Source organism: Aeoliella straminimaris (genome assembly GCF_024054565.1).
GTDB classification, from domain to species: domain Bacteria; phylum Planctomycetota; class Planctomycetia; order Pirellulales; family Lacipirellulaceae; genus Aeoliella; species Aeoliella straminimaris.
On the sequence record NZ_JAMXLR010000092.1, the window covers coordinates 255,643 to 282,114 of the forward strand.

Here is a 26,472-nt window from a genome sequence, read left to right on the forward strand (position 1 = left end):
TGAAACGTTGCGAGGGGGGGAGTTGAGGCGGGTTGTGCTGCAGGGGAAGCGAGGCGGTGGAGGGCAGGGGGCCGAGCCGTGGGGGGCGAGCGAGGGAGCCGCAGCTACCGATCCGCCAAACTTTCTATTCTAGCAGCCGCCAAGGCCCGCTCCCACTGCCCACTTGTACGCCTTTTCCCCGGAGGTGGCCGCCCCGTAGCGAAAACACCGATACTGCAGATAATGGCGTCCAGCGGCCTTCGCATTTCGTCCCCTAACGCCCCCCCGCAGAGAACGATGTCTACGCTCTATCCCCTGTGTTTCCAGCCCCTTTTCAAAGAGTATCTGTGGGGCGGCCGCCGGCTCGGCACGCTGCTCGACAAGCCGATTGGTGATGGCCCGACCTTCGCCGAGAGCTGGGAAGCAGTCGATCATGGTGAGAACCAGAGTGTTGTGGCCGATGGCCCACTGGCCGGTAAGACGCTGCACGACATCGTCAGCGAGCATGGCCAGGAGCTGTTCGGCAAGCATCATCCGCAGCCGGTGTTTCCGCTGCTGTTCAAGTTCCTGGACGCCAAGAAGACGCTCAGCGTGCAGGTTCATCCCAACGATGAGCAAGGTGCGAAGCTCGACCCGCCCGATCTCGGCAAGACCGAAGCCTGGGTAGTACTGGCCGCGGAGCCTGGCAGCCAGATCTATGCCGGACTGAAGCCGGGCGTCACGCGCGAGTCGCTCGCGGCCGCCGTGGAAGCGGGCACCAGCGACCAATGCCTGCATGCCTTCGAACCCACGGTGGGCGACTGCGTGTTCATCAAGGCCGGTACCGTCCACGCGCTGGGCGAAGGACTGGTGATCGCCGAGATTCAACAAGCCAGCAACACGACGTTCCGCCTGTTCGATTGGAACCGAGTGGACAAGGATGGCAACTCCCGACCGTTGCACATCGAGCAGTCGCTCGACGTGACCGACTTTGCACGTGGTCCTGTGGCACCGCAATCTCCGCAGCCCACCGGGGACGAGGGCGTGGAGCGATTGGTGGAGTGCGACAAGTTCGTACTCGAGCGGGCCACCAGAAGCGAAACGCTCAAGCTCGACCTGGGCGATCGCTTTCACTTGATCGCCGTACTGGACGGCACGGTGACGCTCGCCTTCGCGTCGGGCTTTGTCGAGCTGCCGAAAGGCCAAACGGTGCTGGTGCCAGCAGCATGCGGGTCGATCGAGCTAAAGCCCATCGGCGTGGCCACCTGGCTGGATATGTACCTGCCGGGTTAGCACCCGTTGGCCCGGAGAACGGAACCTATTTCGTTTTAGCAGGGCCTTTGCCCGCGCCAGCACCGAACCAACCGCGCAACTCGCCGTAGGCCTAATGACCGGCAGAACGGGGGTGTGCCGCGCAATTCGGGCGTGGCTCACAATTCTGGACCTGGCGGTCGATGCTAGCGGTGGGTGCCTGCTGGCATGGAGCCACTTCGTCTTGGCACCCACCGCGAGGCGGCCTACAATCGCCGCCCCTATGTCTCCACGAAGCGAGGATGGAACCTTGAAACGAACAGTTGGACTGATTGGCGTACTGACACTCGTCCTGGCGCCCGGCGTCGGCTGCTCGCCCGCGGTTCGCACACCTCACCTATACAATCCGGGTCCGGCGAGCTACCAGCAATACAACGCGCAGAACTACGATCCCTACCCGCTGCCCGATGCAGGTCCGCCCGTCGACGGGGCCCGTCCGCTCGCCTTTCAGACGCCCCGCCCTCAGGTGGAGCGAGCACGCCAGTACACCAATCAGCAGGGGCGCACGCAGTTCGTCGCTCCGGCACCTCAGATGTACGCCCCCGCTCAATAGCCGTTACGCTTCGGCCGCAGGTGTTGCGTTGACTGGGCGCATGAAAAACGGAGCAGGCACCAGCGGTACCTGCTCCGTGTGAGCATCTCAATAAGTCTGAGTTTGGCTTACCTGTAGTAGCCGTTGGGGTTGTACAGCATCCAGGCGTCGAACGGGCCCTGCTTGGGCAGACGCACAAAGGGGCGACCCTGGTCGTCCGTTTGTTCCACCAACTGGGCTTCGTATCGCTCCAGGTAGCCGCTGGACGCAGGCTGGGGTTGCTGCTCGCCTTCGAGACTCAGGAAACGCAGGCCGGACGAACGGGTTCCGGTGGGGCGGGTGCGAATGGCTTCTTCGCGAACCAGCTCCACGACGTTACCAACCCAGCCCTTCTCCACGGCTTTGTCGCCGAACAGCTCCCAGTCGCCACTCGACCGGTTTTCGTACATCTCTGCGACGAATTCCTCTTCGGTGGTGTTCAGCTTCTTGGCCACTTCACCGATCACGCGGTGCGAGATCTCGTCGAACATCTTCATCTGGTCTTCCAGCAGCCGGCCGTTACCACTCATCGAGGTGCTGGCCTGGTGGTGCAGGATGATGGCGTTGGGATAGCAGTAGGAGTGATCGGCTAGCGTGGTGATGATCGCGGCCATGCTGGCGGCAAATCGCTTGACCACCACATGCACGGGAGCTTTGCTCTCCTTGATGGCCTGCAGGATGTGCATGCCTTCGAGCACCGAACCGCCGGGGCAGTTATCGATGACCAGGAATATGGGCTTATCCGACTGGTTGTTGAAGTAGTCCAGACGCTGACAGACGTAGTCGGCGGCCCCCGTCATGATCGGGCCATTGAGCTCGATGCGGCGAACGCTCACCTGAAGGACGCCGTCCTTGAACGGCTCGTCGGGATACTGCTCTTCGCCGATCACGCGGTCTTCGAGCTTCTCCTTGACTGACTCGACTTCCAGCTCGGTCTCGATCTTCTTCTTCTCGGCCTGCAGCTGGGCCAATTCGGATTCCAGCCTTTGCGTTTCCAGCTCACGCTCGAGCTTCAGCACCTCGGCTTCCAACTTCATGCGGTCGCGTTCGCGTTCGATGGCCACGCTCTGAGCTTTGACCCGCTGGGCTTCGAGCTCCATGTCGATCTTGGACTTTTCGATCGCCAGTCGCTGCGACTCAAGCTGCTGCTTGTACTCGGCCAGCTTGTGCTTGAAGCGAGCTTCGTTCAGCTCTTGCTCGGCCTTCATCTTCTTGACTTCTGCGCTCTCGGCGCTGTTGGCCGACTTCGATTCTTCCTTTTCCTCTTCGGCTTCTTCGGAGTCGCCTTCTTCCTCGGACTCTTCGCTCTCGGAGGTTGCTTCCTCCTCGTCGGCCGATTCCTCTGCCTCTTCGGCTTTCTCCTTGGCCTCGGCGAGCTTCTTCTCGGCTATCTCCTTGATCTTTTGACGGACCTTTTCGCGAATCTCGTCCGGCAGGTGTTCGGTTTGTTCGTCGATCTGGCGTTCGACCTCGTCGGGCAGTTCAGCTGCCACGAGGGGAGCCGCTGCCTCGAGGGTCGTGCTCTCGGGGGAGGAGGTTTCGCCAAAGCTGGGGGCGGCCAGGATTAATCCCACCGCCAGGGGGGCGAGGTACTTCAATGGCATCGACAGATTTCCCTTCGTTGAATGTGGATAGATAACTCGATCGCCGCGACAGGCGTGGGCTCCGTTCCGTTTTTTTTGCGAGTGGCGGAGAGGCCAAGGCAGGAGCACGACTCGGATCGCGCAGCGGGGGTGCCCAGCCGGCAAGGCCGAGCGTTGTTCTTAGTACTATTAGAAAGAGCAAAAGGTTTGATACCAAGTGGAAAATTCCCCGAATTCGGCAAACTTTCCCCTCCGGCGGAGGGTTTTTCGGGCTGCAAAGATCGCATCTGTGCGGCCGCAGTTGGCCGAAAGGGTTCCCTACGTCACCACGAAATAGGCCGCAAACGCCGCGGCCACGCCATACATCAAGGGACTTAGTTCGCCGGCTCGACCGGTGCCCAGTTTAATGAGCACCAACGAAACGAACCCGTAGCCAATGCCGTGGGCGATGGAGTAGGTCGTGGGGATCGTGATCAGCGTGATGAAGGCGGGAATCGCCTCGTCGAGTTGGCTGAAATCGAGTTCGGCGATCGGCCTCAGCATGAGCAGGCCAACAAGGATAAGTGCCGGTGCCGTGGCGGCCGGCGGGATCATGGCAGCCAGCGGCGCCAGAACAATGGCCAGCAGGAACATCAGGCCGACGAACACCGAGTGCAGCCCGGTGCGAGCGCCTTCGGCCACGCCGGCGGCCGACTCGATGTAGCATGTTACGGAACTGACCCCCAGCAGCCCGCCAATGCTGGCGCTGACCGAATCGACGGCCAGCAACCGGCGAATTCCAGGAATGCGGCCTTCTTCGTCCATCAAGTCGCCCTCTTCAGCCACCGCCGTGGCGGTGCCGAGCGTGTCGAAGAAGTCGACCATCATCAGGGCAAACAATAGCGGTATCAGCTCCCACCGCATGGCACCGGCCAGGTCGGGTTGGAGTGCTACCGAAAACGAGGGCCAGTTCCACTCGGTAGGCCAGGTCACCTGGTTTGCCAGGGCAGCGATGCCGGTCGTGGCGACGATGCCCAGCAGCAGTGCTCCCTTCACGCGGCGGGCCATCAGCACGGCAGTGATTACCAGACCTGCCAGGCTGATGGCCGTGGCCGGCTGATGAAAATCGCCGGCAGCTAGTAGAGGTCCACCGGGTGGCGCGGGAACTCCTTGTACCACGATGGCCGCGTTGGAAAGTCCGATCAGCGCAATGAACAACCCAATGCCGGCGCCGATGGCAAGCTTCAAGGATTTGGGAATGGCGGCCAGTACCGCTTCGCGCAGGCCCAACAGCACCAGGGCCAGAATCAAGATCCCCTCGAGCACCACCAGCCCCATGGCCGCCTGCCAACTGCCAGCCCGGTTGGCCAGTTCAAAGGCGACCAACGCGTTGAGGCCCATCCCGCTGGCGAGGGCGATCGGAACGTTCGCCACCAGTCCCATCAGCACACAGCACACTCCCGCCGCCAATGCGGTACAGGCAACGATCGAGGGAGTCGACTCGGCGCCCATTGCCGCCGACAGAATGCCTGCGTTGACAGGCAGAATGTAGGCCATGGTCAGAAAAGTGGCCCCCGCCCCGCGAAGTTCGGCCGCCACAGTAGTGGGGCGGCCGCGTACGTCGTTGAGCAAGTATCGAAACATCGAGGGCATTCTGTGGGTTTCCAAGGCAATGTGATGGAGGTGAGGAGTCTATCCAAGACGCTCAGCACGGGTCGATGGCACGACTCGAGGTCATCGCGGTCTGGACCCCGCCTGCCGCTCGCCCGCGGTTTTGTACCAAAAGTGCCGAAAAAAGTAGACACGGTTTTCCCTGTGCCGCTAGAATCGAGCTTGAATGAGCGGAAACGAATTCTGCGTGTGTTGAACCTCCGTAAAACACGGATTTGTTGTGCGTCAATCCAAGCGATAAGGACGCCACTCTTCTAACGTCAGGGCGAGCGATCGCCGTGCTTGAGTCGCCCAAAGTCCTTCTATTCCATTGCTCTAACTGGAGGAAGACCTCATGAAGTGCACCAAAATCCGATCGGCTTTCTTGCTGGTGGTGCTGCCACTATGCGTGCTTGTTTGTGTGTCCGGTTCTGAAAGTGCCAGAGCGGAGATCATTGGCACTGCCGACCTTAGCGGCGCCCAGGAGGTTCCTCCCAACGCGAGTAACGCGACCGGGTACGCAACGATGGATCTCGACCCAGAATCTGGAATTTTCGATCTCACGCTGGTCGTCGAAGGTCTGACTGTTGCCGATCTGGCTGAGGTTGGTCCCAACGATTCGCCGGTCCACATCCACCTGGCCCCAGAGGGGGTGAACGGTGGCGTGGTTGTCGACCTGGGCTTTCAAGGAGTGTTGTACGATGGCGTAGACAATTTCCTGCTCCTGGTGGATGGCGGCACTTTTGGCGGCCCTCAGGGCGGAATCAACTCCGACATCGAAACCAACATCGACGCCCTATTGAGCGGGCATCTCTACATTAACGTTCATACCGATGCAATTCCCGGTGGTGAGATTCGCGGACAAATATCGGCGACCGACCTGACGGTGCCGGAGCCCACATCGGGCGTGCTGGGAATGATCGTGTTGGTATCGGTCGCCGGCCTGCGGTTTATAGTCTGGCGAGGCTGACACCTGCCGGACCCAGCCGATCGGGTGATGGCCTTGTTGGTGGGCGGCTACGGGATGTTGATCAGCGTTTCTCCATTGATTGCCGAGTCCTGGCCCAGGCCGCCGTCGAGGAAGTCCGTGTCGTCGCCGCCGTTGAGCGTGTCGTTTCCATCACCGGCAAGCAATGTATCATTACCTCGGCCTCCACTCAGCACATCGTTGTCATCGCCGCCTAAGAGGACGTCGTTTCCATCGCCGGCAATGAGTATGTCGTTCCCGTCGCCTCCGGAGATGAAGTCGTTTCCATCGCCAGAGATGATAATATCTCTTCCTTCCTCTCCCAGCAGCACATCGTTGCCGAAACCGCCAAACAGGATGTCATTTCCCGTACCGCCCCGCCCAATCAGTGCAAAGGCGGCGTCGAGCGTCGTTGCGTTGATGACGTCGTCGTCGTCGCCAGTATCGATCGTGAGTGTTTGCAGGTCCTGCACGCCGGTGAGAGAGCCGACGAGAACCTCGTCTTCTCCGCCTTGCGTCCGCAGGTCGACTACTTCGCTGCTTCCCACGTTCGCGACAAAGGGTGACTGGTTGGTGCGCTCAACGCGAACCACTCTGTCCGAAGCGTTCAGTTCCATGTCGTCATCGAGATTTCCAGTGCTGATTTGCACGGTGTCGCGCCCCAACCCGCCCTCGATCAGATCGCTACCGTCGCCGTCGTTCACGATGATCAAGTCGTTCCCGTGCTCACCGAAGACAAAATCGTTACCCTGATTGCCAATCAACACGTCGTTTCCATCTCGGCCCCGTATTACATCGATATCCGCGCCACCATTGATGCGATCGTCGCCGTCCCCGCCGGTGAGAATATCGATGCCGATGCCGCCATCGATATCGAGAGTGGTGAGGCCAGCCAAACCTGAACTGCCTGTCACAGTGTCGTTGCCGCCCAGCGTGTTGATGTCGATCGTTTCGCTTGATCCGATGTCCAACTTGAACTGGTTGATGTTGGTGCGTTCCACGCGAACACGACTGCCGTTCGGTGAAACAAGGATGACGTCACGGTCGGTATTCGAGCCGTTCACTTGCACCGTGTCGTTGCCCTCGCCACCTTCGAGAAAGTCGCTGCCGTCTCCATCGTTTACCAGGAGCAGATCGTCGCCATCCTGACCGAGCACGATGTCGCTGCCACGATTTCCAATCAGTGTGTCGTTGCCGGCGCCGCCGCGGAGAACGTCGACTCCGTCGCCCCCGATCAACAGGTCGTTTCCTTCACCACCGTCGAGGTCGAGGTCAATCAGCCCGACGAGTCCGGTAGAGCCGATGATCACGTCGCTGCCGCCCTGGCCGTTGACGTCCAGGTTTTCGGTGGTGCCAATGTCGAGAGTGAAGAGTCCCAAGTTGGTACGTCGGAAGCGAACCCGCTCGCCGTTGGGATCGACGCGAAAGCTGTCGCCGGCGGAATTCGAGCCGTTGACCTGGACAAAGTCGAAGCCTTCACCCCCTTCCATGAAGTCGCTGCCGTCACCGTTGTTCCAGATCAAAAGGTCGGAGCCGTCCTGACCAAGCATCACGTCGTTGCCGCGGCCACCGATCAGGGTGTCGTTGCCCGCCCCGCCGCGGAGGGTGTCGACCCCATCGCCACCAATGAGCAGATCGTTCCCTTCACCGCCATCGAGATCGAGACCAATCAAGCCGACGAGTCCGGTGGAGCCGACAATCACGTCGCTGCCCCCCTGGCCGTTGACGTCCAGGTTCTCGGTGGTGCCGATGTTGAGTGTGAACAAGCCGAGGTTATTGCGGCGGAACCGGACCCGCTCGCCATTGGGATCGATCGAAAAGTCATCGCCGGCCGTGTTCGAGCCGTTCACCTGCACGAAGTCGAAGCCTTCACCTCCTTCCATGAAGTCGCTGCCGTCACCGTTGTTCCAGATCAAGAGGTCGGAGCCATCCTGGCCGAGCATTACGTCGTTACCGCGGCCACCGATCAGGGTGTCGTTGCCCGCTCCACCGCGGAGGGTGTCGACCCCATCGCCACCAATGAGCAGATCGTTCCCCTCGCCACCATCGAGGTCGAGACCGATCAAGCCGACGAGTCCGGTGGAGCCGATGATCACGTCGCTGCCCCCCTGGCCGTTGACGTCAAGATTTTCGGTGGTGCCAATGTCGAGTGTGAAGAGCCCCAGATTGTTCCGCTGGAAGCGAACCCGCTGGCCATTGGGATCGATCGAAAAGTCGTCGCCGGCCGTGTTTGAGCCGTTGACCTGGACAAAGTCGAAGCCTTCACCCCCTTCCATGAAGTCGCTGCCATCGCCGTTGTTCCAGATCAAGAGGTCGGAGCCGTCCTGGCCGAGCATGATGTCGTTGCCGCGTCCGCCGATCAGGGTGTCGTTGCCCGCGCCGCCGCGGAGCACGTCCACCCCATCGCCTCCGATCAACAGGTCGTTGCCCTCGCCACCGTCGAGATCAAGGTCAATCAGCCCGACGAGTCCGGTGGAGCCGATGATCACGTCGCTGCCTCCCTGGCCGTTGACGTCCAGGTTTTCGGTGGTGCCAATGTCGAGTGTGAAGAGTCCCAGATTGTTCCGCTGGAAGCGGACTCGCTCGCCGTTGGGATCGATCGAGAAGTCGTCGCCCGCGCCGTTGGCGCCGTTGACCTGGACAAAGTCGAATCCTTCGCCCCCTTCCATGAAGTCGCTGCCGTCACCGTTGTTCCAGATCAAAAGGTCGGAGCCGTCCTGACCTTCGACATTGTCGTTTCCGCGATCGCCCAGCAGAGTGTCGTTGCCGGTGCCGCCCACCAGGCGATCTTCCTCGTCTCCGCCCCGGAGGAAATCGTTACCGGAGCCACCTAAGAGGAGATCTTGCCCCGATCCGCCAATGAGTGTGTCGTTGCCGCTACCTCCAATGAACACCGCATCTGGCAGAACACCATTGAACTCGTTGAGGCTCAGTTGGTCGTTCCCATCAAGGCCGAACCCAAAGATGGTTGTCGTATTGGCTACCGTGGGGTTGCCGCCATTGATTTTGACCTCGCCGTTGTTAATCAGTATCCGTCCGTCGTCCGCTCGGCTAATGGTAATTACGTTATCGAGAGCATCACCCACGACCGTGAGCGTGCCCGTCGCCATTGAGAAAGATGAGGTCACGGCGAGCATCGCTCGCTGCTCGAGCCGTTCGAAACGCGGCGTCTTCCTGAGCGTCGAACTCCGACCGACAATCCTCTGTTTTCGCTGGCGTGATTGCCGGCTGCAGCGCGCAGGCAAGAAGTGTGCGTTTTCCATGTCAACTACCCCTTTTTCTACATTGGCCGTGGAAAAATGTGCCGTACGGACGCGGTCCTTGATCGAGTCGACCGGTACCGCCCCACCTCCCCCCTCGGCGGATTTGAAAACAGTCACCCCACTCCTCACGGACGAGTGCAGTTGCCTGCAGGTGAGGAAGTTAAATCAACAGCAGAAAACGCCTGACGCAGAACTAGCTACGGCTGGCCCCTCCGCCAAATCGTGGGCTCATGGCAACACTGCTTCGCGATCCCTCTTGAAGTACGTACGTGTTTTCGGACGAGCAATGCGCCGCATAGCGCGCATTGCCACTCCTGGCCTTCTTGGCTCCCCCGGCATTCCCAAACTCCCCGTTACCGAAGTCCTACAGTAATGCTACTAGGTGCGCTGTCTTGGGAGATTTCTCTAGCAGTCGTGCGGCGCCGACCGTGGCGCCAAAGCGTGGCCAAATCGAGTCATGGTGAGCCACTCAGAACGTGTAAACGATTTTGCCCGGAGATTCAGTTTCCCGAAAGCCTCTGCCGCGCAGAAGTTTCAGTCAGAATGCGCAGAAGTTCTCACGGCTAGCTTGTATGGGATTGCGCATCCTATGAACAATTTTGAAGCATCGCTTCGACGTGCTTCGGTGGGGTAGTACTGCTGTGTTCCCTCGCTGATGGTTGGCAAGTTGCCATGTCCGCAGGGGCTCGGGGGGCCATTTCAGTAGTGATGGCCGACTGAACCAAATAGCCATCGTCCAGGAAAGTTTTGATAGCACGAAATCAGTGCGGAGCGCTCTGTGGGGGCGACGCGGGGAGGCTCGCTTAAGAGGAATACCGCCCGCGAATAGTCGGACACCCTCCTGCCGAACCAACATCGGGGAGGTGGGCGGTGCCGTCGAATTGCATCAGTCCCCCTGTTTTGGACGGATCTGAGCGACGTTTTGGCACAGACTACCGATGGACATTCCGATCGAGTGGTATGTGGAGTAGAATTTTGGTAGTCGTATCCCCCGTTTCCGCCGATCCGCGCACTATGTCGTCCCCTCCCCAAGCTAGGCCGGTCTCAGCTGCTGTCCGTCAGCGGCTGCAGCAGTTGTTCGAACACGGCAAGAAAAGCCTGGACAAGGGAGACTTTCAGTACGCCCACGACATGTTCGCCCAGTGTGTGTCCGAGGATCCGGCGAACCTGGTTTACTTGCAGCACCTGCGGGCGAACCTGGCACGCAAGCACCCCGAAGCCAAGAAGAGCTCGCTGTTCGGCGGCAGCCGCAAACTCAAGACGGCCCGCAGTGCGTTGTCGAAGGCCATCGACAAGGGCGACTGGGATGCTGCCTTTGCCGCTGGCTGCGAGGCGCTCGACCACGGGCCGAACGACGTGACGACGCTGCTCGACCTGGCCCGAGCTTCTGCCGAATTGGGTGCTACTGAGTGCCAACTGTACTACCTGAAGTGGGCCCTCGATGCCGAGCCCAAGCACGAACAAGCCAACCGCCAGGCCGCCGATGCGCTGGCCGCCGTGGGGCAGTTCGAGCAAGCCATCGCGTGCCTGAAGCGGGTGCAGGAGATTAAGCCGCAGGATCACATGGTTGCCAAGACCATCTCGCGGATGAGCGTCGAACAGACCATTCAGAAGGGTGGCTACAACCAGGAGCTGCTCCGTAAGGGGTCCAGCGAATCGGCCACGCCCGATGCCGATGCGAGCAGCATGCTGCACCAGGCCCATCCTGCGCCCGAGCCCGAGGCGGCGGAAGAAGCTCTGGCAGCCGAGCCAGCCAAGTCGCGCGAGAAGCAGTTGCTGGAGCAGATTCGCTTGTACCCAGCCGAGTTGGAGAACTACCGCGAGCTGGCCGACGAGTACACGCAGGACGAACGCTACCGCGACGCTGAGCGAGTGCTGCAAAAAGCGCTGACCGTCTCCAGTGGCGACCTTGATCTCCGCGAGCGGCTCGAAGAGGCGCAGATTCGCCGCCTGCGACAGCAGACCGAAGTGGCCGACCGCCGTGCCGAGAGCGAGGGAACCGACGAAGCCCGCAAGCTCGCCCGCAAAATGCACGCCCAGGCCAACCAGGTCGAGCTCGAGGTGTTTGCCGCTCGGGCGGAGCGAAACCCCGGCAATCTGACCTTTCAATATGAGCTCGGTTTGCGGCTCAAGCGGGCTGGGAAGTTCCGCGAGGCGATTCAGGCCCTGCAGGCGGCCCGGGCGGATAACCGCCGGCTGGCCGATACCCAGCTGCATTTGGGCGAATGCTTCCAGAAAATCGAGCAATTTCGCCTGGCTATGAGCAGCTACGAGGCGGCTGTGGCCGCCGCCACGGACCCCAGTACCGACCTGCACAAGCTGGCCCGCTACCGGGCTGGGGTGCTGGCCATGGGGTTGGGCGAGCTGGATAAGGCCGAAAAACACCTCACCGAGCTGGCCGCCGCCGATTTTGGCTACCGGGATGTCGCTGACCGGCTGGACAAACTCGGCCAGATGCGAAATACTTAGCGATTCGCCACTTTTCTCATTTGCCGAGAGGGGTGGGCGGTTCCCGAGTCAATGGATTCAAGCGTCCCCACGGTCCCGAACAAATGCCAAATTCCGAAAGTGCCAAGAAGCGGCTTCGCCAGAACGAAACCCGCAACGCCCACAACCGTGCCGTCAAGTCGAACGTCCGGACCAAGATCCGCAAGGTTCGCGCCGCTGTGGCTGCCGGCAACGTCGAAGAGAGCGAGACCGCTTTCCGCGATGCCGCCAAGAAGCTCGACCAGGCTGCCGCCAAGCGGGTGATTCATCCCAACGCCGCAGCACGCACCAAGAGCCGCTTGTCGAAGGCCGTCAAAGGCATCAAAGGTTAATTCCGGCTCACGGAATAGCGGATGACGAACGGGGCCAGGTCGATTGGCCCGTTCGCATCGGTCATTTACCACTCGATGGCTTGCGCGTCGAACACAGGACCTTCGACGCAGGTGCGGCGATAGTCCCAGCTGCCGTCCGGTTGGCGGATCTTCGCCACGCAGCTGAAGCAGATGCCGATGCCACACGCCATGGGCGTCTCTAGCGATACCTGGCACGGCACGCCGGCTGAGTGACACACCTCGGCCACTCGCTCCATCATCACTTCGGGCCCACAGCACACGACCTGCCGCCGCTGGCCGGTGGTCTCCTCCAAGGTGTGGGCTAGCAGTTCCGTGACAAAGCCATGGTGGCCCACGCTGCCATCGTCGCTGGCCAGCTTCAAATCGATGCCGGCCGCGCGGAAGTCGGCTTCGCCCGCCACCAGATCGGCCGAGCGAACGCCATACAGCAGCGAAACGTGCTGCGGCTGGTGGACGCTTCTGGCGGGCTGGCCATACGAGCGGCCCCCCAGATACTCCTTGCCTAGCGCGAGCATCGGTGTTTGGCCGATGCCGCCGGCGACCATGATCAACCGGTCGCACTCGGGCACTTCGAAACCGTTGCCCAGGGGGCCCCACACGTCGAGCATCTGGCCCGGTTGATAGCGCGCCAGCCGCGCAGTCATCTTGCCCATCACCAGGTAGACGATGTCGACCATCGCCGGCTGACCACTGGCATCGTCTACGGTGTCGTACAGAGCGAACGCTCGACCCAACAGCGGATCGTCATTGCCGGCCAGCTTGAGCATCAGAAACTGCCCAGGCACCACCTGCCGAGCGATCTGGGGACACTCGATCCGCACCCGATAGGTTCGCGTCGCCAGTTGGACGTTCTCGACCACAGGGACCGAAGTGGAAACAGCTTCTAAGGCGAAAGGCATAGCTGGGTAATGACGAAGTTCTGAATGACGAATGACGAACGCTGTTTATTCACCCGCGGCTAGCGCCGTCGGCTCACATACCGGCTACCTTCTTCAAGTCTTTTACTTCTTGCGGCGTGAGCTTGCGATAGCTGCCCTCTGGCATTTCCCCCAGCCGTACGGGGCCGACGGCCACGCGTACCAGGCGTTGTACCTTGTGGCCCACGGCGGCCAGCATGCGGCGGATTTCGCGGTTGCGGCCTTCGGCCAGCACGATTTCGAGCACCGACGATTGCTTGCGGCGACTCTTGATTTTGGCCCGCACCACTTTCGCCTTGCCCTCGGCGAAGTACACGCCTTTTTGCAGTTGCTTGAGCACATCGGGCTCGGGCAGGCCGGCCACTTGCACGTTGTAGATCTTCTCCACGCCGTGACTGGGGTGAGTGAGGCGGTTGGCCAACTCGCCGTCGTTGGTCACCAGGATCAAGCCCTCACTCGCCATGTCGAGCCGGCCGACGTTGTACAAACGTCCCAGGCTGGGCGGAAGCAGATCGATCACCCGCGGCCGGCCACTCGGGTCGTTGGCCGTGCTGACGACGCCGTTCGGCTTGTGCACCGCGAAGTAGGCTTTCTTGGGCTTCGGCAATGGCTCGCCATCGACATGCACGTCTTGCTCGGCGAGGTCGACTCGCGTGCCGAGTTCGGTCACCACCTCGCCATCGACCTGCACGCGACCCTCGCGAATAAACTCCTCGCACTCCCGCCGACTGGCAACGCCCGCGGCGGCCAGCAACTTCTGCAGTCGCTCGCCCGGTTGATCGCTGATGCGGGGCGCGGCCCTGCGCGATGGCCGCTTCTTCGGTCCGCCGGTGGACTTGCCTCCGCCGTATTTCTTGGGGCCGCTCTTGGGTCCACCCTGCTGGCCGCCGCCTTTCTTAGGCGGTCCCTTTTTGGCGGTCTTGGTCGTCTTTTTCGCGGGACCCTTCTTGGCGGGCTTTTTCTTACCTTTGGCGGAACCCTGCTTTACGCCTTTCTTCGGAGCTCCTTTGGGGCCCTTCTTGGGCGCGGACTTTTTTTGTCCGGCTGCGTTGGTCGATCGGCGTTGTTGGCGTTTAGCGGGCACGTAGGGCAGTGGGGTTAAGGGGAGAGTTAGAGTGCGAGGGGGGAATTCAGGTCGTTTTTGGTACAACTCTAGGGGAACAACATTCATGGGCCCAAAACTCCCCTGGGGGATTAGCCCCCCCAGAGCGAAACCCCCTTGTTTTACCGAGTGTTTTCGTCCGCATCGACCCAAAACTCTCGGAGTTGTTCCCCAGGGTTAACCGCAGTTGTGACCAATAACCCTGGCCCAAAACTCTGAGCCAGCAGGCCACCGAGTTCTGTAAAGCCGTTCACCCCGGATTATAGCGGAATTGGGTGTGCGTTTTTAGAGGCTTGGGAGAGAGAAGGTTATCTATCATATGTAACGTGGCGTGAGAGCCTTCGACATCTGCATGGAGACCAATGGATACTCCCCGGAGATACCGAGTACGCAGCCTGCTGATCGCGGCGGCCGTGTTATCCCTGTTGTTGGGGGCGTGGCGGTGGTACTGCTTCGGAAAGCTCCACCACCAGTCTTTTGATTTGGGTGACCAGTACGAGCTGCGGATCTACCGGTCGGTGCAAAGCTTCTCGGGGGGCAGCTACAAGCAGCTCTATTACTCCATCTATAGGGACGGACAAAAGGTTGTTCCACCCACGATCTTCGCCCGGTGGCACCAATATCCGTTTACGGCTCGATTCGACCTGGTGCATAGTGCTGACGGGAGCATGGCCATTTTATGCGAGAAGTGCAGTCGCGTGTCCTTGTCCGACTCGGACTTGAACGGCAAATCTCTTTCAACCTGTCTGGTTTCGTACTGCGGTCTGTTGACTCTGAGGTCCGACCCCGCGACAACTTCTGACTCGAGGCAGATCGAATCACTTCCAGTAGAGAAGGCTGTTGAACAGGTCGCTCACTGGAATGACGGTGATATTGCCCCACTTCTCAATAGGGTCGAGTCGGTCGACGTGAAAGGGACCGCCCTTTCCGCAGCCACTGCCAAGAAGCTTACCGCGTTACCCGGCCTCGGGAGAGTCGGATTCTCGGCGTTGGCTCAGCCTATTTCCAAGCAGACACTGTGGGTGCTACTAAGCCTGCCAGCCATTAAGTCCATCTATCTCAATGACGCCACATTAAAGGCGATCCAGCCAGAGTTGGTACTCGAGATGAAGCGAGCATTCCCTGCCGCCAAAGTATATTATTACGACATCGCCGATGACTGGACGCGCGATTTGCTGGAGGAAAACTGAGGCTATTTCTTCAGGCTTCAGCAGCATCGTCGTCTTCGTTTGCTCTGGTCTCTCCTGTTAGATAGGAAACTACGGCCCAATTGCGGTCTCGGCCCTGCTCCGGCTAATGGCGATTCGCCTCCTCGACCGCTTCCAAATCCCATTCTCACCCCAGGGCAGCATTTGGACTCGTGTTACTCGTCCACATTCGCCCTGGGCTAAGATGAATTGCCCCTTCAGGGCAGAGTTTGGACCACGCAGCCAACTCGATTATCCGTGTCCATCGGTGTTGTTTCGTGGCGGAATACCCAAACATGGCCCATCGGACCAACTCCGTCGCAACGCGGTGGCCCCAGACGAAAAATCCCTGGAAAACACCAATCGTGACGGGCGATGGCGGCGGTTAGCGGTAATATGCTAGGTTCGAGGTACACACTCTGGCCGAACGGGGTTTGCGGTCGGGGAATATTGCCCGGTGGGTCTTGTTGGGACCGCCGGGAGGATAGGCAATTTCGGTCCGCGGTGCCGTTGGCTCAGATTGATGGGGCATCCCTAGTCGACTAGGATGGAGCGGAATGTGGGAGCGTGAAGCTCCATCACAACAAGGGTGCTTTCCCAGTGTCCACCCAGGTGCGGCGGATGCAGGGAGTGCCTGGTGCCAGAGTTCGGGGGAAAGCATGGGCGCCGAAAATACATCGGATTTCGATCCCTACTATAAGTGGCTTGGTATTCCGGCCAGCGATCAGCCGCCGAATCACTATCGGCTGTTGGGGATCGAGCTGTTCGAAGACGACGTCGAAGTCATCACGGCGGCCGCCGATCGACAAATGGGGCACGTCAAGGCGTTTGCCACCGGCAAGTATGGCGCGTACTCGCAGTTGCTGCTCAACGAACTGGCCAAGGCGCGGGTTTGCCTGCTGAATGAGAAGCTCAAGCCCATTTATGACAGGCAACTCAAGAAGCTTGCCGCGGCTGAGGCCGCCGCTGCGGCGCCCGCACCGCAACCACAACCTCCATCTCAAGCGACGTCCGCCCAACAGCGTGCGACTCCTGCCGCTACATCGGCCGTCGACGAGTCGCTGGAAACCATCGCTGTGGTGGCGCGACATCCGCGACGCAAGAAGCGGCGTAGCCCGCTGTTGCTAAATCTGGTGTTGCTGTTGGTGGTGATGCCGGCCGTGGCTTGGGGGGCTTGGAAGCTATTCGGCACCAAGGCATCGCCGGAGGTCAGTTCTCTTTCATCGGTTTCGTCTGAGTTGCCGTTGTCGGCAGAGAAATTGGGCGACAAAGAAAAGCCGGCCAGAGGTGGGGCAGGGCAGGACATTGCAATCCAGCAGAGTCTCGACGCGGGCTTCGAGCAAGCGACCGACCCGCCCACGCAGGCGGGTACGCAGCGGCCGACCACGGGTGGCGGACAGCCGGGTGGCGTCGGCCAGGCTGCTACGAGTCGTCCGCCTTTTGGCAGCGGATCGGCGTTTGGTAGCCAACCAGTCAGGTCGAACACCACTTCGTCCAGTTCCTCGCCATTCAATGGGTTGAGCACTTCCCGGTCAACCACTTCGCCATCGACTGCGTCGCAGCCTTCCACCGTACGCGTGCAGCCCACGAATCGTTCCGTTGAATTGGCCCGCAACGATCCGCGCCGGACGTTGTCGTCGTTGATGCGTAGCCGCACCCCAGCGACGATGCCCACCGCCGTGTCACTGGGCGATCAACTGGAGGCCCCGGTACCGATTTGTGAGTATCGCGAGTTGGGGGGCGTGCCCGACCTGCAGTTGGAATTGCTGGTGCCCGACTTCGTGACTCGCACCAAGAGCAACCTGCTACTGTGCCAGGACCCGGAGGCCGACAACGCCGGGCGGTGGTTGGTGTTTGACGAGTCGGGGCCGACGGCTCGGCTGATTGAGGAGGAAAGCAAGTTGGATGCAGCCGTGCCGGTGGGCGAGTTTCGCGCTGAGGACGGCACCCTGTCGTTTGCATGGCTCGCAGGCGGGGAGGACCAGAACAAAGTCGATCGCCTGCAACACTGCGTGTTGCGTACGAACTCAGCGGGTCGGGTGAACCACGTGCAGTTGAGAATGCCGGTGGAGGATCCGGAGTACGTCACGATTGGAGATTGGCGGGAACCGCACGAGGTGGATGTGCCGCTGGATTCGTTGCCCAATTGCCCTCCCAGTAGCGAGCTGCGATTGCGGGTGTTTCTGAGCAGCGATTTTCCCCGTACCAGAACGGTCACTGGCGACCAGCAGCGGTTGGGAGAGAAGGAGGACCTGCTGCTGTCATTCGCTTCCGCAGACTACGCTGGCTTTGCCGTAAACTGGGAGATGAAGGGGCGGATTCTCGAATTCACCTCAGCGCCCGGTTTTCGGCTGCTGGCTTTGCCCAACGAGCTTCAGATGCTTTCCGCCGGCCAAATCGACAAGGCCGAGAAACGCCTGCAGGGTGAGAAGCGTTCGACCGAGCGCGAGCTTCAGCGGAGGACGAGGCAACACCCTCAACTCACCCGAAACGTGACAGCGGCTCGTAATCTCAACATCACGCTCCCCGGTGGAGGTACGACCGTTCAACTTCGCAATCGCAAGAACGCCGCCATCGCCGAAGCGACGGCCCAAGTTACCGCCAACAATAACCGCATCAACGCCCTCCGCGAGTATCTCCGCTTGATTGACCAGGACGTCAAGTCGCGATTGCCAGCCATACGGAGACTTGCCCGGCAGATCGATGGCGTGGCACAAGTTGGCTACGAACTCTACGTACCGGTGGGGACGCAGCAGCTGGTGATTTACCGCAAAGGCAGGCCGGCCGCCGAAACGGCGCTGCGTTAGCTCCCCGCGTACAGCACCGCATTCGGAACCCGGCCCCCGCGGCGGGGTTGGTGAACCAAGGCGATGCGACAACCTGTGTAGCCGCAGGGCATGTGCATGCGCGGCACTCGTTCGCGCGGTAAACGGAGAATAAAAGGAACGGCATGAAGAGTTTCGCGTTCAAGTTTCTAACGACATTCGTGGCGTTGTTGCTGGCACGTGCTACGCTCGCCACTGAGTACGATCCGCTACAGGTCGACACGACGAACCTGCCCGAGCCCATTAATCTCACGGTGCAGGATACGAAGCGCGATCGCGAAATTCCTCTGCGGGTTTACCTGCCGGCCAGCGGCGAGGCCGCGCCGGTGCTGCTGTTCAGCCACGGGTTAGGTGGATCGCGGATGAACAACCCCTACTTGGGTGAGCATTGGGCCGGCCGCGGGTACGCGGTGGTGTTCGTACAGCACGCCGGCAGCGACGAAACGGTGTGGCGCGATGCGCGGCCGCTGCGGAGGATGGCTGCCATGCGCTCGGCGGCCAGTGGCGAGAACTTCATGCTGCGAGTGCAGGACATTCCTGCCGTGCTCGATCGCCTGGCCCAGTGGAACGAAGGGACGAACGCCACGGCCGAAGCCAAACCATTGACCGGACGTTTGGATCTGCAGCACGTGGGCATGTCGGGGCACTCCTTCGGAGCGATGACCACGCAGGCCGTGGCGGGGCAGGCTTTCTTAGGACGCGAGCCTTTGCCGAGGTGGAGTTGCCCTGGATGTTGCTGACCGGTACGCACGATGCCGGCCAGATTGGCAACCAGACACCCGAGAGCCGGCAACAGGTCTTTCCCGCGTTGCCGCCCGGCGATAAGTACCAGTTGGTGCTCGACGGGGCGGAGCACTCCGCCTTCAGCGACCGCGCGCTGCCGGGCGATCGCCAAACCCGCAACCCCAACCACCACCGCGCCATTCTGGCGGTCACCACCGCTTTTTGGGATACCTATTTGAAAGGCGACCAGCAGGCGCGAGCTTGGCTCGAGTCCGATGAGGTGCAGAAGGTGCTGGAAGTTGGCGACGCGTGGCAACGCAAGTAGATTTGCCTCTGGCTGGGAATCGGTGAAGATTCCGGGAACCCGGGCCACCGGCGGTGCGTCTGATCTCCGACGTTTTTCCTTTCTCTTACGGAGCCCCGGCCATGAATCTCGCCCTGCTGCATCTCCTGGTGACCTTGACGATCGTGCCTGTCGCCCAGTTCGACGAACTTCCCAGTACGGGCGACGAACTTCCCCTGGGGGTAGAACAGGTTCGCGGTTCATTTCCTCCGCCGGCGGAGGGAGAGTCGTTTTCGCTGAATGGCCTGTGGCAGTTGAGCTGGGACGACACGGTGGGCCAGGAACTCACCGGCGACATCAAAACCTGCGACATTCGATTCCGCGTAATCGATGGCACAGTGGCCGGGCAGTTCGATGGACGGGTAGCCGGAACCTTGCGCGACGCGATCATCGACGGGCAACTTGTCGAGCACCAGGATGGCTATCTGCTCACGTTTCAGCAGCGCGAGTCGGGCTATATCTGCAGCTATCAGATTTGCTGGCCGGCTTCGAGCTCAATGACCGAAGTCGTGGGCGTGTGGCACGATACCAAGGGCCGCAGCGGCAATTTTTCGTTCCTGGGGTACCAATAGCCTCTGCCAGCAGAAAACCGCAGCACCCTTGCCACGGCTCGGCGACACCGCCGATACTGCCAGTGTTCTCGTTCGATCTGGCAACCGCAGGAGCATGGCATGGACCGACCACTTACCGGCAAGCGAATTCTGGCTTTTGTGGGTGACATCTATGAAGATCTTGAACTCTGGTATCCCAAGCTGCGGATGATCGAGGCCGGCGCCGAAGTGGTGGTGGCCGGACCCGAAGCGGGCAAATCGTACCAGGGAAAGAATGGCTATCCCGCGTCGTCCGACATTGCCATCGCCGACGCCAAGCCGGACGAGTACCACGGACTGCTGGTGCCGGGCGGGTTTATGCCCGATAAATTGCGGCGTGATCCGCAGGTGCTGGAGATTGTCCGACATTTCGACCAGGCGGGCAAACTGATTGCCGCAATCTGCCACGGTGGCTGGATTCCCATCTCTGCCGGAGTGTACCGCGGTGTGCAGGTCACCGGTTCGCCCGGCATTAAAGACGACCTGGTAAACGCTGGCGCTCTCTGGCAGGACGCCCCCGTGGTGGTCGATCGGCACTATGTTTCGAGTCGCAAACCGGACGACCTGCCTGAGTTTTGTCGCGGCATGCTCGCAGTGCTGACTTCGGCATAGCTGGCGCTGCACCCTGGAGCTGTGGCACGGCACTAGCTACGATCGAAGAAGCGGCCGATTCGTTGCCCGCTTCGTTTGCGGGAATCGACTGTTGCTACTTCGTAATGCGCAGGTGAACCCGAAGTGTCCTCTTTAACTGCATTTCCGCTGGAATCGTTTCGAGATTGGCTCCAGGATACCGACGATCACGCGGCCCATCACTTGGGAGTGATCGACCGGGTGAGTGAGTGCCTGCAAGCGGGAATGCCAGATCGGGAAGCGGCTCAGGAGCTTGGCGACAAGCTGGAGCGTTGGCGCTATCAACTGCTGAGTGAATGTGCGGGGCGGCTCGCGCCACGCGACGCCGAATTGGCGGCCACGCTCAACGCCACTTCCAATGTGCTGGCCTGTCGATCGCAGTTCGGTCCTCGGGCGACCTACCATGCGATTCATCACGCGGGTGACGGAGGTATTGCCACCGAGGCCATCGACGCGGTCGACGTGGAGTACCCGCTGGAGCCACTCGTCACGCGGGCGCGGCAGATAACGGTCGAGAACTTTGCCGTCGCTGGATCCAGTTCGACCACGGCGCTGCCGCGGTGGCCCATGTTGCTATACGCTCCGCTGTACGTGTCGAGTCGCTGCGTGAATCACTGCACCTACTGCGGCTTCCGCTTCTCGCAGGATATCGATCGGCACCACTTGTCGCTGGAAGAAGTGGAGAGCCAGGTCGCCCACCTCGAGCAGCATGGCTTCGGTCATTTGTTGGTCGTCGGAGGCGAATATCCCCGGCTAACCACGGTGGACTACTACAGCGACATCGCCCGCTGTTTGGTGCGTCACAACGTGGCGCCGGCCATTGAGATTGCGCCGCAAACCACGGCCGCCTATGCACAACTTGCCGATGCAGGCGTGATGGGGCTGACGCTCTATCAAGAGACCTACGACGAGCGACTGTACGCCGGGTATCATCCCCGCGGCCCCAAGGCCAACTACCACTGGCGACTGGAGACACAGGACCGCGCCGCCGAGGCGGGCATCCATCGGCTGGGGCTGGGAGTGCTGTTGGGATTGGACGAGCCCGAGCAGGATGTGCTGGCCTTAATACGGCATGGCTGCTACCTTGCGCGTCGTTTTCCGCAGCACACGCTGGCATTCAGCCTGCCGCGCATCCACCAGGCGCCCGATGGCTTTGCCGCCCAGTATGGTGTGTCGGACGACGACCTGGTTCGCTACTACTGCGCGTTGCGACTGGCGTTTCCCACGGCGGTGCTCGTCCTGTCGACCCGCGAATCGGCGGGACTTCGCAATCGGCTGGCGGGCATCTGTATCACTCAGATGAGCGCCGGCAGTTCGACCACGCCGGGCGGATATGGCGAAGAAGATAACACCCGCGGCGAGCAATTTCCGGTTACCGACCAGCGATCGCCGCGCGAGGTGGCCGAGTGGCTGCAAGAGAACGGATTTCCCATCTCCTGGTCGCTGAACCAACCGCTTTGACCAGGCACCATTCGTCAAGTGACGTGCCCGCGCAGTATTGAGCAGGGGGTAGCAACAGGGCGGTTGCAAGGAGCCTCACCATGAATGACTCATCAGAAAACGATCGTGATCGCGAACTCGAACGCGAGATTCGCGAACGGCGAAAATTCTCGCTGGCCGAAGCGATTGGACGCCTCGGCGGAGGCAAACTCATGAAAGGCGCCTCGCCCGTCACGCGGGAGCGGCAGGCTGAGATCTTGATCGAGAGCTACCTCCAGCAACACTTGCGCGATTCCGAAGGGACGCTCCAGCGGGTGCTGCTGCGACGCGTTGTCGGCAGCCAGAGACTACTCGAATCGGGCTACGAACAGCCGCTGGAGGCGCTGGCCGAGTATTGCCAGCGACTTCTCGATTCAGAGGGCCACCTCCAGGATTTCGTGCGCGCTGTGGATGCGGAGTGGGGGCGGATGTATCTCGAGCGTCCCCGTTTCGAAAGGCCAGACCACCCCCCCGCGGACGACGATCCCTACACGTACGCATCGGTTGCGCGCCAACTTCAGCAACTGGTGTCTCATATAACGGGCGAATCTGGTAGCGAATAGCAATCTACCACCTGCAGATTGCATCTCCGCGCCAATCATTCCGCGGGCACTTCTTCGCCGGTACAATCCGCGCCATTTGCAACACCGCACTGTTGCTTTCCGAAAGCCAGGAGTGGGTTAGCTGCACCCCCGGTGCCATCGAGCTATTGTCACAGTGGACGTTTTGAATCCACACCTGATGGTTGCTAACGGACGCGAACGACTCTCCCGAGACAGAACGTCAGCTTATGTTGGAGCGGAGCACGGGGCAACGGCGGATGACACGGTACAGGCAAGATCGAACAAGCGGCGGCCGGCTACTCATACCGGCGTTGCTCCTGGCAACGTTTGGCTGCGCGATGGCTGCACGGGCAGCGAACGACGATCTCGTGTTCGGCATGAGCACTGCTTTGACCGGCCCTGCCGCCGAGCTGGGCAGGAACATGAAGCAGGGTGTCGAGGCGGCGATGGCCGAGGCGAACGCCCAGGGTGGCATCCGCGGGCGACAGCTCCGGCTGATCGCCCTCGACGACGGGTACGAGCCAGATCGCACGGCACCGAACATGCGATACCTGATCGACAACCAGCATGTGCTGGCGATTGTGGGTAACGTCGGCACCCCGACGGCTGTGGTCGCCGCCCCCATCGCGATGCGGAAGCGGACCCTCTTGTTTGGAGCTTTCACGGGAGCAGGGGTCCTCCGCAAGAATCCTCCCGTTCGGTATGTGATTAACTATCGTGCCAGCTATGCAGAGGAGACCGGCGCCATGGTCGACTCGCTGGTCGAGCAGTTTGGTCTCCAGCCGCAGCAGATTGCCTTCTTCACCCAGCGAGATGCCTACGGCGACGCGGGCTACATAGGCGGTGTTCAGGCCCTGGAGCGACATGGTTTGCCAGACGAGGCAAGAGTTGCTCACGGGCGTTACCAACGCAATACCGTGGCCGTGGAGAACGCGCTGGCCGACATCCTGATGGCCTCCGAGCCTGTGCGGGCCGTGATCATGGTGGGAGCCTACGAGCCTTGCGCGGCATTTATCCGCATGGCCAAAGACAGCGGGCTGGAGGCCAAGTATTTGAGCGTGTCTTTCGTGGGGCCCGAACCCTTGGCCGAGGCCCTGGGGGCAGTGGGCGATGGGGTGATCGTCACCCAGGTGGTGCCTCACTACGACTCCGATTCGACTATCGTCAAGCGATATCACACGGCGCTCGAGCGTTGGGATCCAGACGCCAGGCCCTCGTTCGGCTCCTTGGAAGGGTACCTGTCCATGCAGGTGCTGCTGGCCGGTTTGCGGACAATCGAAGGCCCGCTCGATCGCGAAGCCATCGTCGAATCACTGGAGAACCTGGGCGACTTCGACATCGGTTTGAGAGAGCCTTTGAGTTTCTCGCCGCAAGACCATCAGGCCAGCCATCAAGTCTGGCCCACCGTTATACGTGATGGGCGGGTGTGCCCCGTCGAGTGGACCGACCTCTTCGCCGAGGAAGTCCGGCCGTGACGAGACGTCCCACCGACAAATCGACGCGCAGAGTCATCCGCCTGATGTGGCTAATGGCGGTCGTGGGCGTCGTGGCCGGCGCCGTCGTCCTGACGGACGTGAGCTTGCGGCTACGCAGCATTCGCGAACGACGAGAACAGACCGAACATGCCCGCAACTCCGTCGCCAGTACTCTCGACGACCTACGCTCCTATCGTCTGCATTTGATGGAGCAACTCGACAGGCTTCACCTGCATATGTTTGGTCGCAGCTTATCGGCCATCGAAGATCTGCCGGCCAGCCTGGTCGAATTCGACGAGCAGCGGGTAGCCTCCGGCGCTGAGGATCTGCGTACCAATATTGCCCAGCTTGGAGGAAACGACGCCTTCGCCGACGTGGCCCTCGAATCGCTCACGCAGGGGCTCGAACAGACGCATGCGTCGTTGGGCAGAGTCTGGCAGGGCGTTGCCCGTTCCGATGGCCTGATGCAGCAGTGTGCGGAAGCCGAAAGACGGGTGAGTGGCGACCTGGAGAAGCTGTCGGCCATTGTTTCGCGTGGGGTTGGATTGAATCGTCTGCACGTCGCCAGGCAACTGGCCTTGATTCGTGTAACAGCAGATGCCGATCGTCAACAACATCTCGAGCGGTTGGTTCAAAGTGTGCGCCAGGTGCAACAACCGTGGCAGCTGAACGACGATCTGCAAGAGCTGGCACTGGATACCGCGCGATTCTTCAATTGCGACAACGTCGACTCGCTCCGCAGCGACAAGGACAACCGACTGCGGCAGACATTGGCCCGTTTGAAAAGAAACAGCGTCCGCCTGGGCGAAGACTCTGATCGGTTTCTCGCAGGGCTCATCAGCTATCAGGAGCATCTGTTCGGTGCAGGTTCGCAAGACGACAAACAACATCAGGTGATGCTGACTACCGGGGACGGGTTTTACCAAAAGAAGGTAAAACTCATCGATAGAGTACGGTCCTTGCGCGCTGAAAGCGAGGAGGCGGAGCAAGCCGCGCGGCGTTGTCAGGCTGCCGAACAACATTTAAATCATGCGGTGGCGGACCTCTATGCCATTGCGGCACGTGCCGACAGCAACCTGCTGGAAAACGCTTCTGATGCTCTGTTTATGATCGCAGGGGGTGCCTCGGTTTTGTTCCTGGCCGTTGCATGGTGGATCGTCGGCCTGGTGTCACGGGTGATGAGGGCCTCGGTGGACCGGCAACGCGAATCGACCGAAATGGCGAAAATTATTCGCGAGTCGCCCACGGAGGTGTACATCCTGAAACGGGACACGTTGAGGTTCGTCGAGGTCAACTATGGTACTTGTAACAACCTGGGGTACACTCGAGAAGAGATGCTTGAGCTAACCCCTGTTGAGTTGACTCCGCATGAGCACATCGGTCCGCTCAAAGAGTCACTTCGGCCACTTGGCGACTTCGACGTCGACCGTCTGGAATTTCATACAGTCCACTTCCGCAAGGATGGCAGCACCTATCCCGTGCAGGTGGTACTTCACCGGGCCACGTACCATGACGAGCCAGTGTATGTGGCGTTCGTCAACGATCTGACCCAGGTGAAGCTGCTCGAGCAGCAGTTGGCCCAGGCCCAGAAGCTCGAATCCATCGGACAACTTGCTGCCGGGCTGGCCCACGAGATTAACACGCCGATGCAGTTTATCGCCGACAACGTCGACTTCCTGGCGACTTCTTTTCGGCGTTTGATGGAGTTTACCGACACGTACAAGCAACTGCTCTTCACCAATGAGCAGAAAGCGTGGCAACAGCGGCGCGCGGAGATTCAGGCGGCATCGGAGATCAACAACGTCGAGTACCATAGCAACGAGATGGTGGCTGCCATTCAAGAAAGCCAAGAGGGAATCCAGCGGGTGGTAGAGATTGCCCGGGCAATGAAAGAGTTCTCCCATCCGGGGGGCAAAGAAAAGGTGCGCGCCAACATCAATGACGTGATTCGGAGTACAGCCACCATTTCTCGAAACCGCTGGAAATATACTGCGGAGCTTGTGTTGGACCTCGATCCGGACCTGCCTGCGGTACCACTGTTGGTATCGGAGATCAACCAGGTATTGCTCAACCTGATGGTCAATGCCAGCGACGCCATCGCCGAAAGATTCGCCGACCAACCCGATACACTCGGTACAGTTACCGTACGCACTCGCAGCGTGGACGACGGAATTGCCATCGAAGTCGAAGACAATGGAGGTGGAATCCCGGAAGAAGTTCGAGACAGAATCTTCGATCCGTTCTTCACCACCAAGGAAGTCGGCAAGGGCACCGGACAGGGACTTTCGATTTGTCGCAATGTCGTCAACAAGCAGCATGGCGGCCGTATGAGCGTCGAAAGCACCCCGGGTACAGGGACCATATTTACGGTCTGGCTGCCGATGCAGGCCCCGGATGTCGGATCCGCACAGCAGTTCAGGGAAGTCTCCGGTTGCCAAGACGTACTCGCGGAGGCTTGCAGTTAGCGCAGTCGTCGGATAAGAGTAGCGTCGTGCCGCCGGGCGATTCGGCCCACC

At 60.6% G+C, this 26,472-nt stretch carries 20 protein-coding genes; 15 read left to right on the forward strand and 5 right to left on the reverse strand.

Translation table 11 applies throughout. The features are described 5' to 3' along the window. The first annotated feature begins 276 nt into the window (after positions 1 to 276). Complete coding sequence (locus NG895_RS26835) at positions 277 to 1,251, forward strand: type I phosphomannose isomerase catalytic subunit (protein ID WP_252855646.1); 975 nt, start codon at positions 277 to 279, stop codon at positions 1,249 to 1,251. A gap of 268 nt (positions 1,252 to 1,519) precedes the next feature. Continuing rightward, entirely contained in the window at positions 1,520 to 1,822 is a 303-nt protein-coding gene (locus tag NG895_RS26840; RefSeq protein ID WP_252855647.1) for a membrane or secreted protein, read from the forward strand. A 107-nt stretch (positions 1,823 to 1,929) separates the two neighbouring features. Here the strand turns inward: NG895_RS26840 and NG895_RS26845 are convergent, their stop codons facing one another. Both NG895_RS26845 and NG895_RS26850 read right to left on the reverse strand, forming a co-directional pair. Further along, positions 1,930 to 3,444, reverse strand: coding sequence for an ATP-dependent Clp protease proteolytic subunit (locus NG895_RS26845; protein WP_252855648.1), 1,515 nt, complete (start codon positions 3,442 to 3,444; stop codon positions 1,930 to 1,932). 297 nt (positions 3,445 to 3,741) lie between these two features. Beyond that, positions 3,742 to 5,055 carry an NCS2 family permease gene (locus NG895_RS26850; RefSeq protein ID WP_252855649.1) on the reverse strand — a complete coding sequence of 438 codons (1,314 nt, stop codon included), beginning with the start codon at positions 5,053 to 5,055 and terminating at the stop codon, positions 3,742 to 3,744. Between the two features lie 352 nt (positions 5,056 to 5,407). On the opposite strand from NG895_RS26850, the gene NG895_RS26855 reads away from it, so the two are divergent. Beyond that, positions 5,408 to 6,022, forward strand: a complete 615-nt coding sequence (locus tag NG895_RS26855) for a CHRD domain-containing protein (RefSeq protein ID WP_252855650.1) — start codon at positions 5,408 to 5,410, stop codon at positions 6,020 to 6,022. A 47-nt stretch (positions 6,023 to 6,069) separates the two neighbouring features. Here NG895_RS26855 and NG895_RS26860 read toward each other — a convergent pair whose 3' ends face one another. Continuing rightward, a complete protein-coding gene (locus NG895_RS26860; protein ID WP_252855651.1) occupies positions 6,070 to 9,399 on the reverse strand; it encodes a hypothetical protein in 3,330 nt (1,109 codons plus the stop codon). A gap of 897 nt (positions 9,400 to 10,296) precedes the next feature. Here NG895_RS26860 and NG895_RS26865 point away from each other — a divergent pair. Then, positions 10,297 to 11,751 carry a tetratricopeptide repeat protein gene (locus tag NG895_RS26865; protein ID WP_252855652.1) on the forward strand — a complete coding sequence of 485 codons (1,455 nt, stop codon included), beginning with the start codon at positions 10,297 to 10,299 and terminating at the stop codon, positions 11,749 to 11,751. An 83-nt stretch (positions 11,752 to 11,834) separates the two neighbouring features. Further along, positions 11,835 to 12,101, forward strand: a complete 267-nt coding sequence (gene rpsT / locus NG895_RS26870) for a 30S ribosomal protein S20 (protein WP_252855653.1) — start codon at positions 11,835 to 11,837, stop codon at positions 12,099 to 12,101. Between the two features lie 65 nt (positions 12,102 to 12,166). Here rpsT and NG895_RS26875 read toward each other — a convergent pair whose 3' ends face one another. Beyond that, a complete protein-coding gene (locus tag NG895_RS26875; protein ID WP_252855654.1) occupies positions 12,167 to 13,021 on the reverse strand; it encodes a dihydroorotate dehydrogenase electron transfer subunit in 855 nt (284 codons plus the stop codon). 73 nt (positions 13,022 to 13,094) lie between these two features. Then, on the reverse strand, positions 13,095 to 14,123 hold the full coding sequence (locus NG895_RS26880) for a pseudouridine synthase (protein WP_252855655.1): 1,029 nt from the start codon (positions 14,121 to 14,123) through the stop codon (positions 13,095 to 13,097). Between the two features lie 380 nt (positions 14,124 to 14,503). Between NG895_RS26880 and NG895_RS26885 the strand changes: the two genes are divergently transcribed. The 10 genes from NG895_RS26885 to NG895_RS30695 all read left to right on the forward strand — a co-directional run bounded on the left by NG895_RS26885 (position 14,504) and on the right by NG895_RS30695 (position 26,421). Continuing rightward, positions 14,504 to 15,331, forward strand: a complete 828-nt coding sequence (locus tag NG895_RS26885) for a hypothetical protein (protein WP_252855656.1) — start codon at positions 14,504 to 14,506, stop codon at positions 15,329 to 15,331. 656 nt (positions 15,332 to 15,987) lie between these two features. Further along, complete coding sequence (locus NG895_RS26890) at positions 15,988 to 18,135, forward strand: hypothetical protein (protein ID WP_252855657.1); 2,148 nt, start codon at positions 15,988 to 15,990, stop codon at positions 18,133 to 18,135. Positions 18,136 to 18,278: 143 nt separating this feature from the next. Continuing rightward, positions 18,279 to 18,893 carry an alpha/beta hydrolase family protein gene (locus NG895_RS26895; protein WP_252855658.1) on the forward strand — a complete coding sequence of 205 codons (615 nt, stop codon included), beginning with the start codon at positions 18,279 to 18,281 and terminating at the stop codon, positions 18,891 to 18,893. Continuing rightward, positions 18,884 to 19,201, forward strand: coding sequence for an alpha/beta hydrolase (locus NG895_RS26900; protein WP_252855659.1), 318 nt, complete (start codon positions 18,884 to 18,886; stop codon positions 19,199 to 19,201). The genes NG895_RS26895 and NG895_RS26900 overlap by 10 nt, the downstream gene beginning before the upstream one ends. Positions 19,202 to 19,302: 101 nt before the next feature. Next, a complete protein-coding gene (locus NG895_RS26905; protein WP_252855660.1) occupies positions 19,303 to 19,791 on the forward strand; it encodes a hypothetical protein in 489 nt (162 codons plus the stop codon). Positions 19,792 to 19,890: 99 nt separating this feature from the next. Continuing rightward, positions 19,891 to 20,421 (forward strand): type 1 glutamine amidotransferase domain-containing protein, encoded by a 531-nt coding sequence (locus tag NG895_RS26910; protein WP_252855661.1) that lies wholly within the window; start codon positions 19,891 to 19,893, stop codon positions 20,419 to 20,421. Positions 20,422 to 20,544: 123 nt separating this feature from the next. Beyond that, positions 20,545 to 21,900, forward strand: coding sequence for a radical SAM protein (locus NG895_RS26915; RefSeq protein WP_252855662.1), 1,356 nt, complete (start codon positions 20,545 to 20,547; stop codon positions 21,898 to 21,900). Between the two features lie 80 nt (positions 21,901 to 21,980). After that, positions 21,981 to 22,481: a hypothetical protein gene (locus NG895_RS26920; RefSeq protein WP_252855663.1), complete on the forward strand. Its 501-nt coding sequence runs from the start codon at positions 21,981 to 21,983 to the stop codon at positions 22,479 to 22,481. A 377-nt stretch (positions 22,482 to 22,858) separates the two neighbouring features. Continuing rightward, positions 22,859 to 23,956, forward strand: a complete 1,098-nt coding sequence (locus tag NG895_RS26925; RefSeq protein ID WP_252855664.1) for an ABC transporter substrate-binding protein — start codon at positions 22,859 to 22,861, stop codon at positions 23,954 to 23,956. After that, positions 23,953 to 26,421 (forward strand): PAS domain-containing sensor histidine kinase, encoded by a 2,469-nt coding sequence (locus tag NG895_RS30695; protein WP_252855665.1) that lies wholly within the window; start codon positions 23,953 to 23,955, stop codon positions 26,419 to 26,421. The genes NG895_RS26925 and NG895_RS30695 overlap by 4 nt, the downstream gene beginning before the upstream one ends. Positions 26,422 to 26,472: the final 51 nt, after the last annotated feature.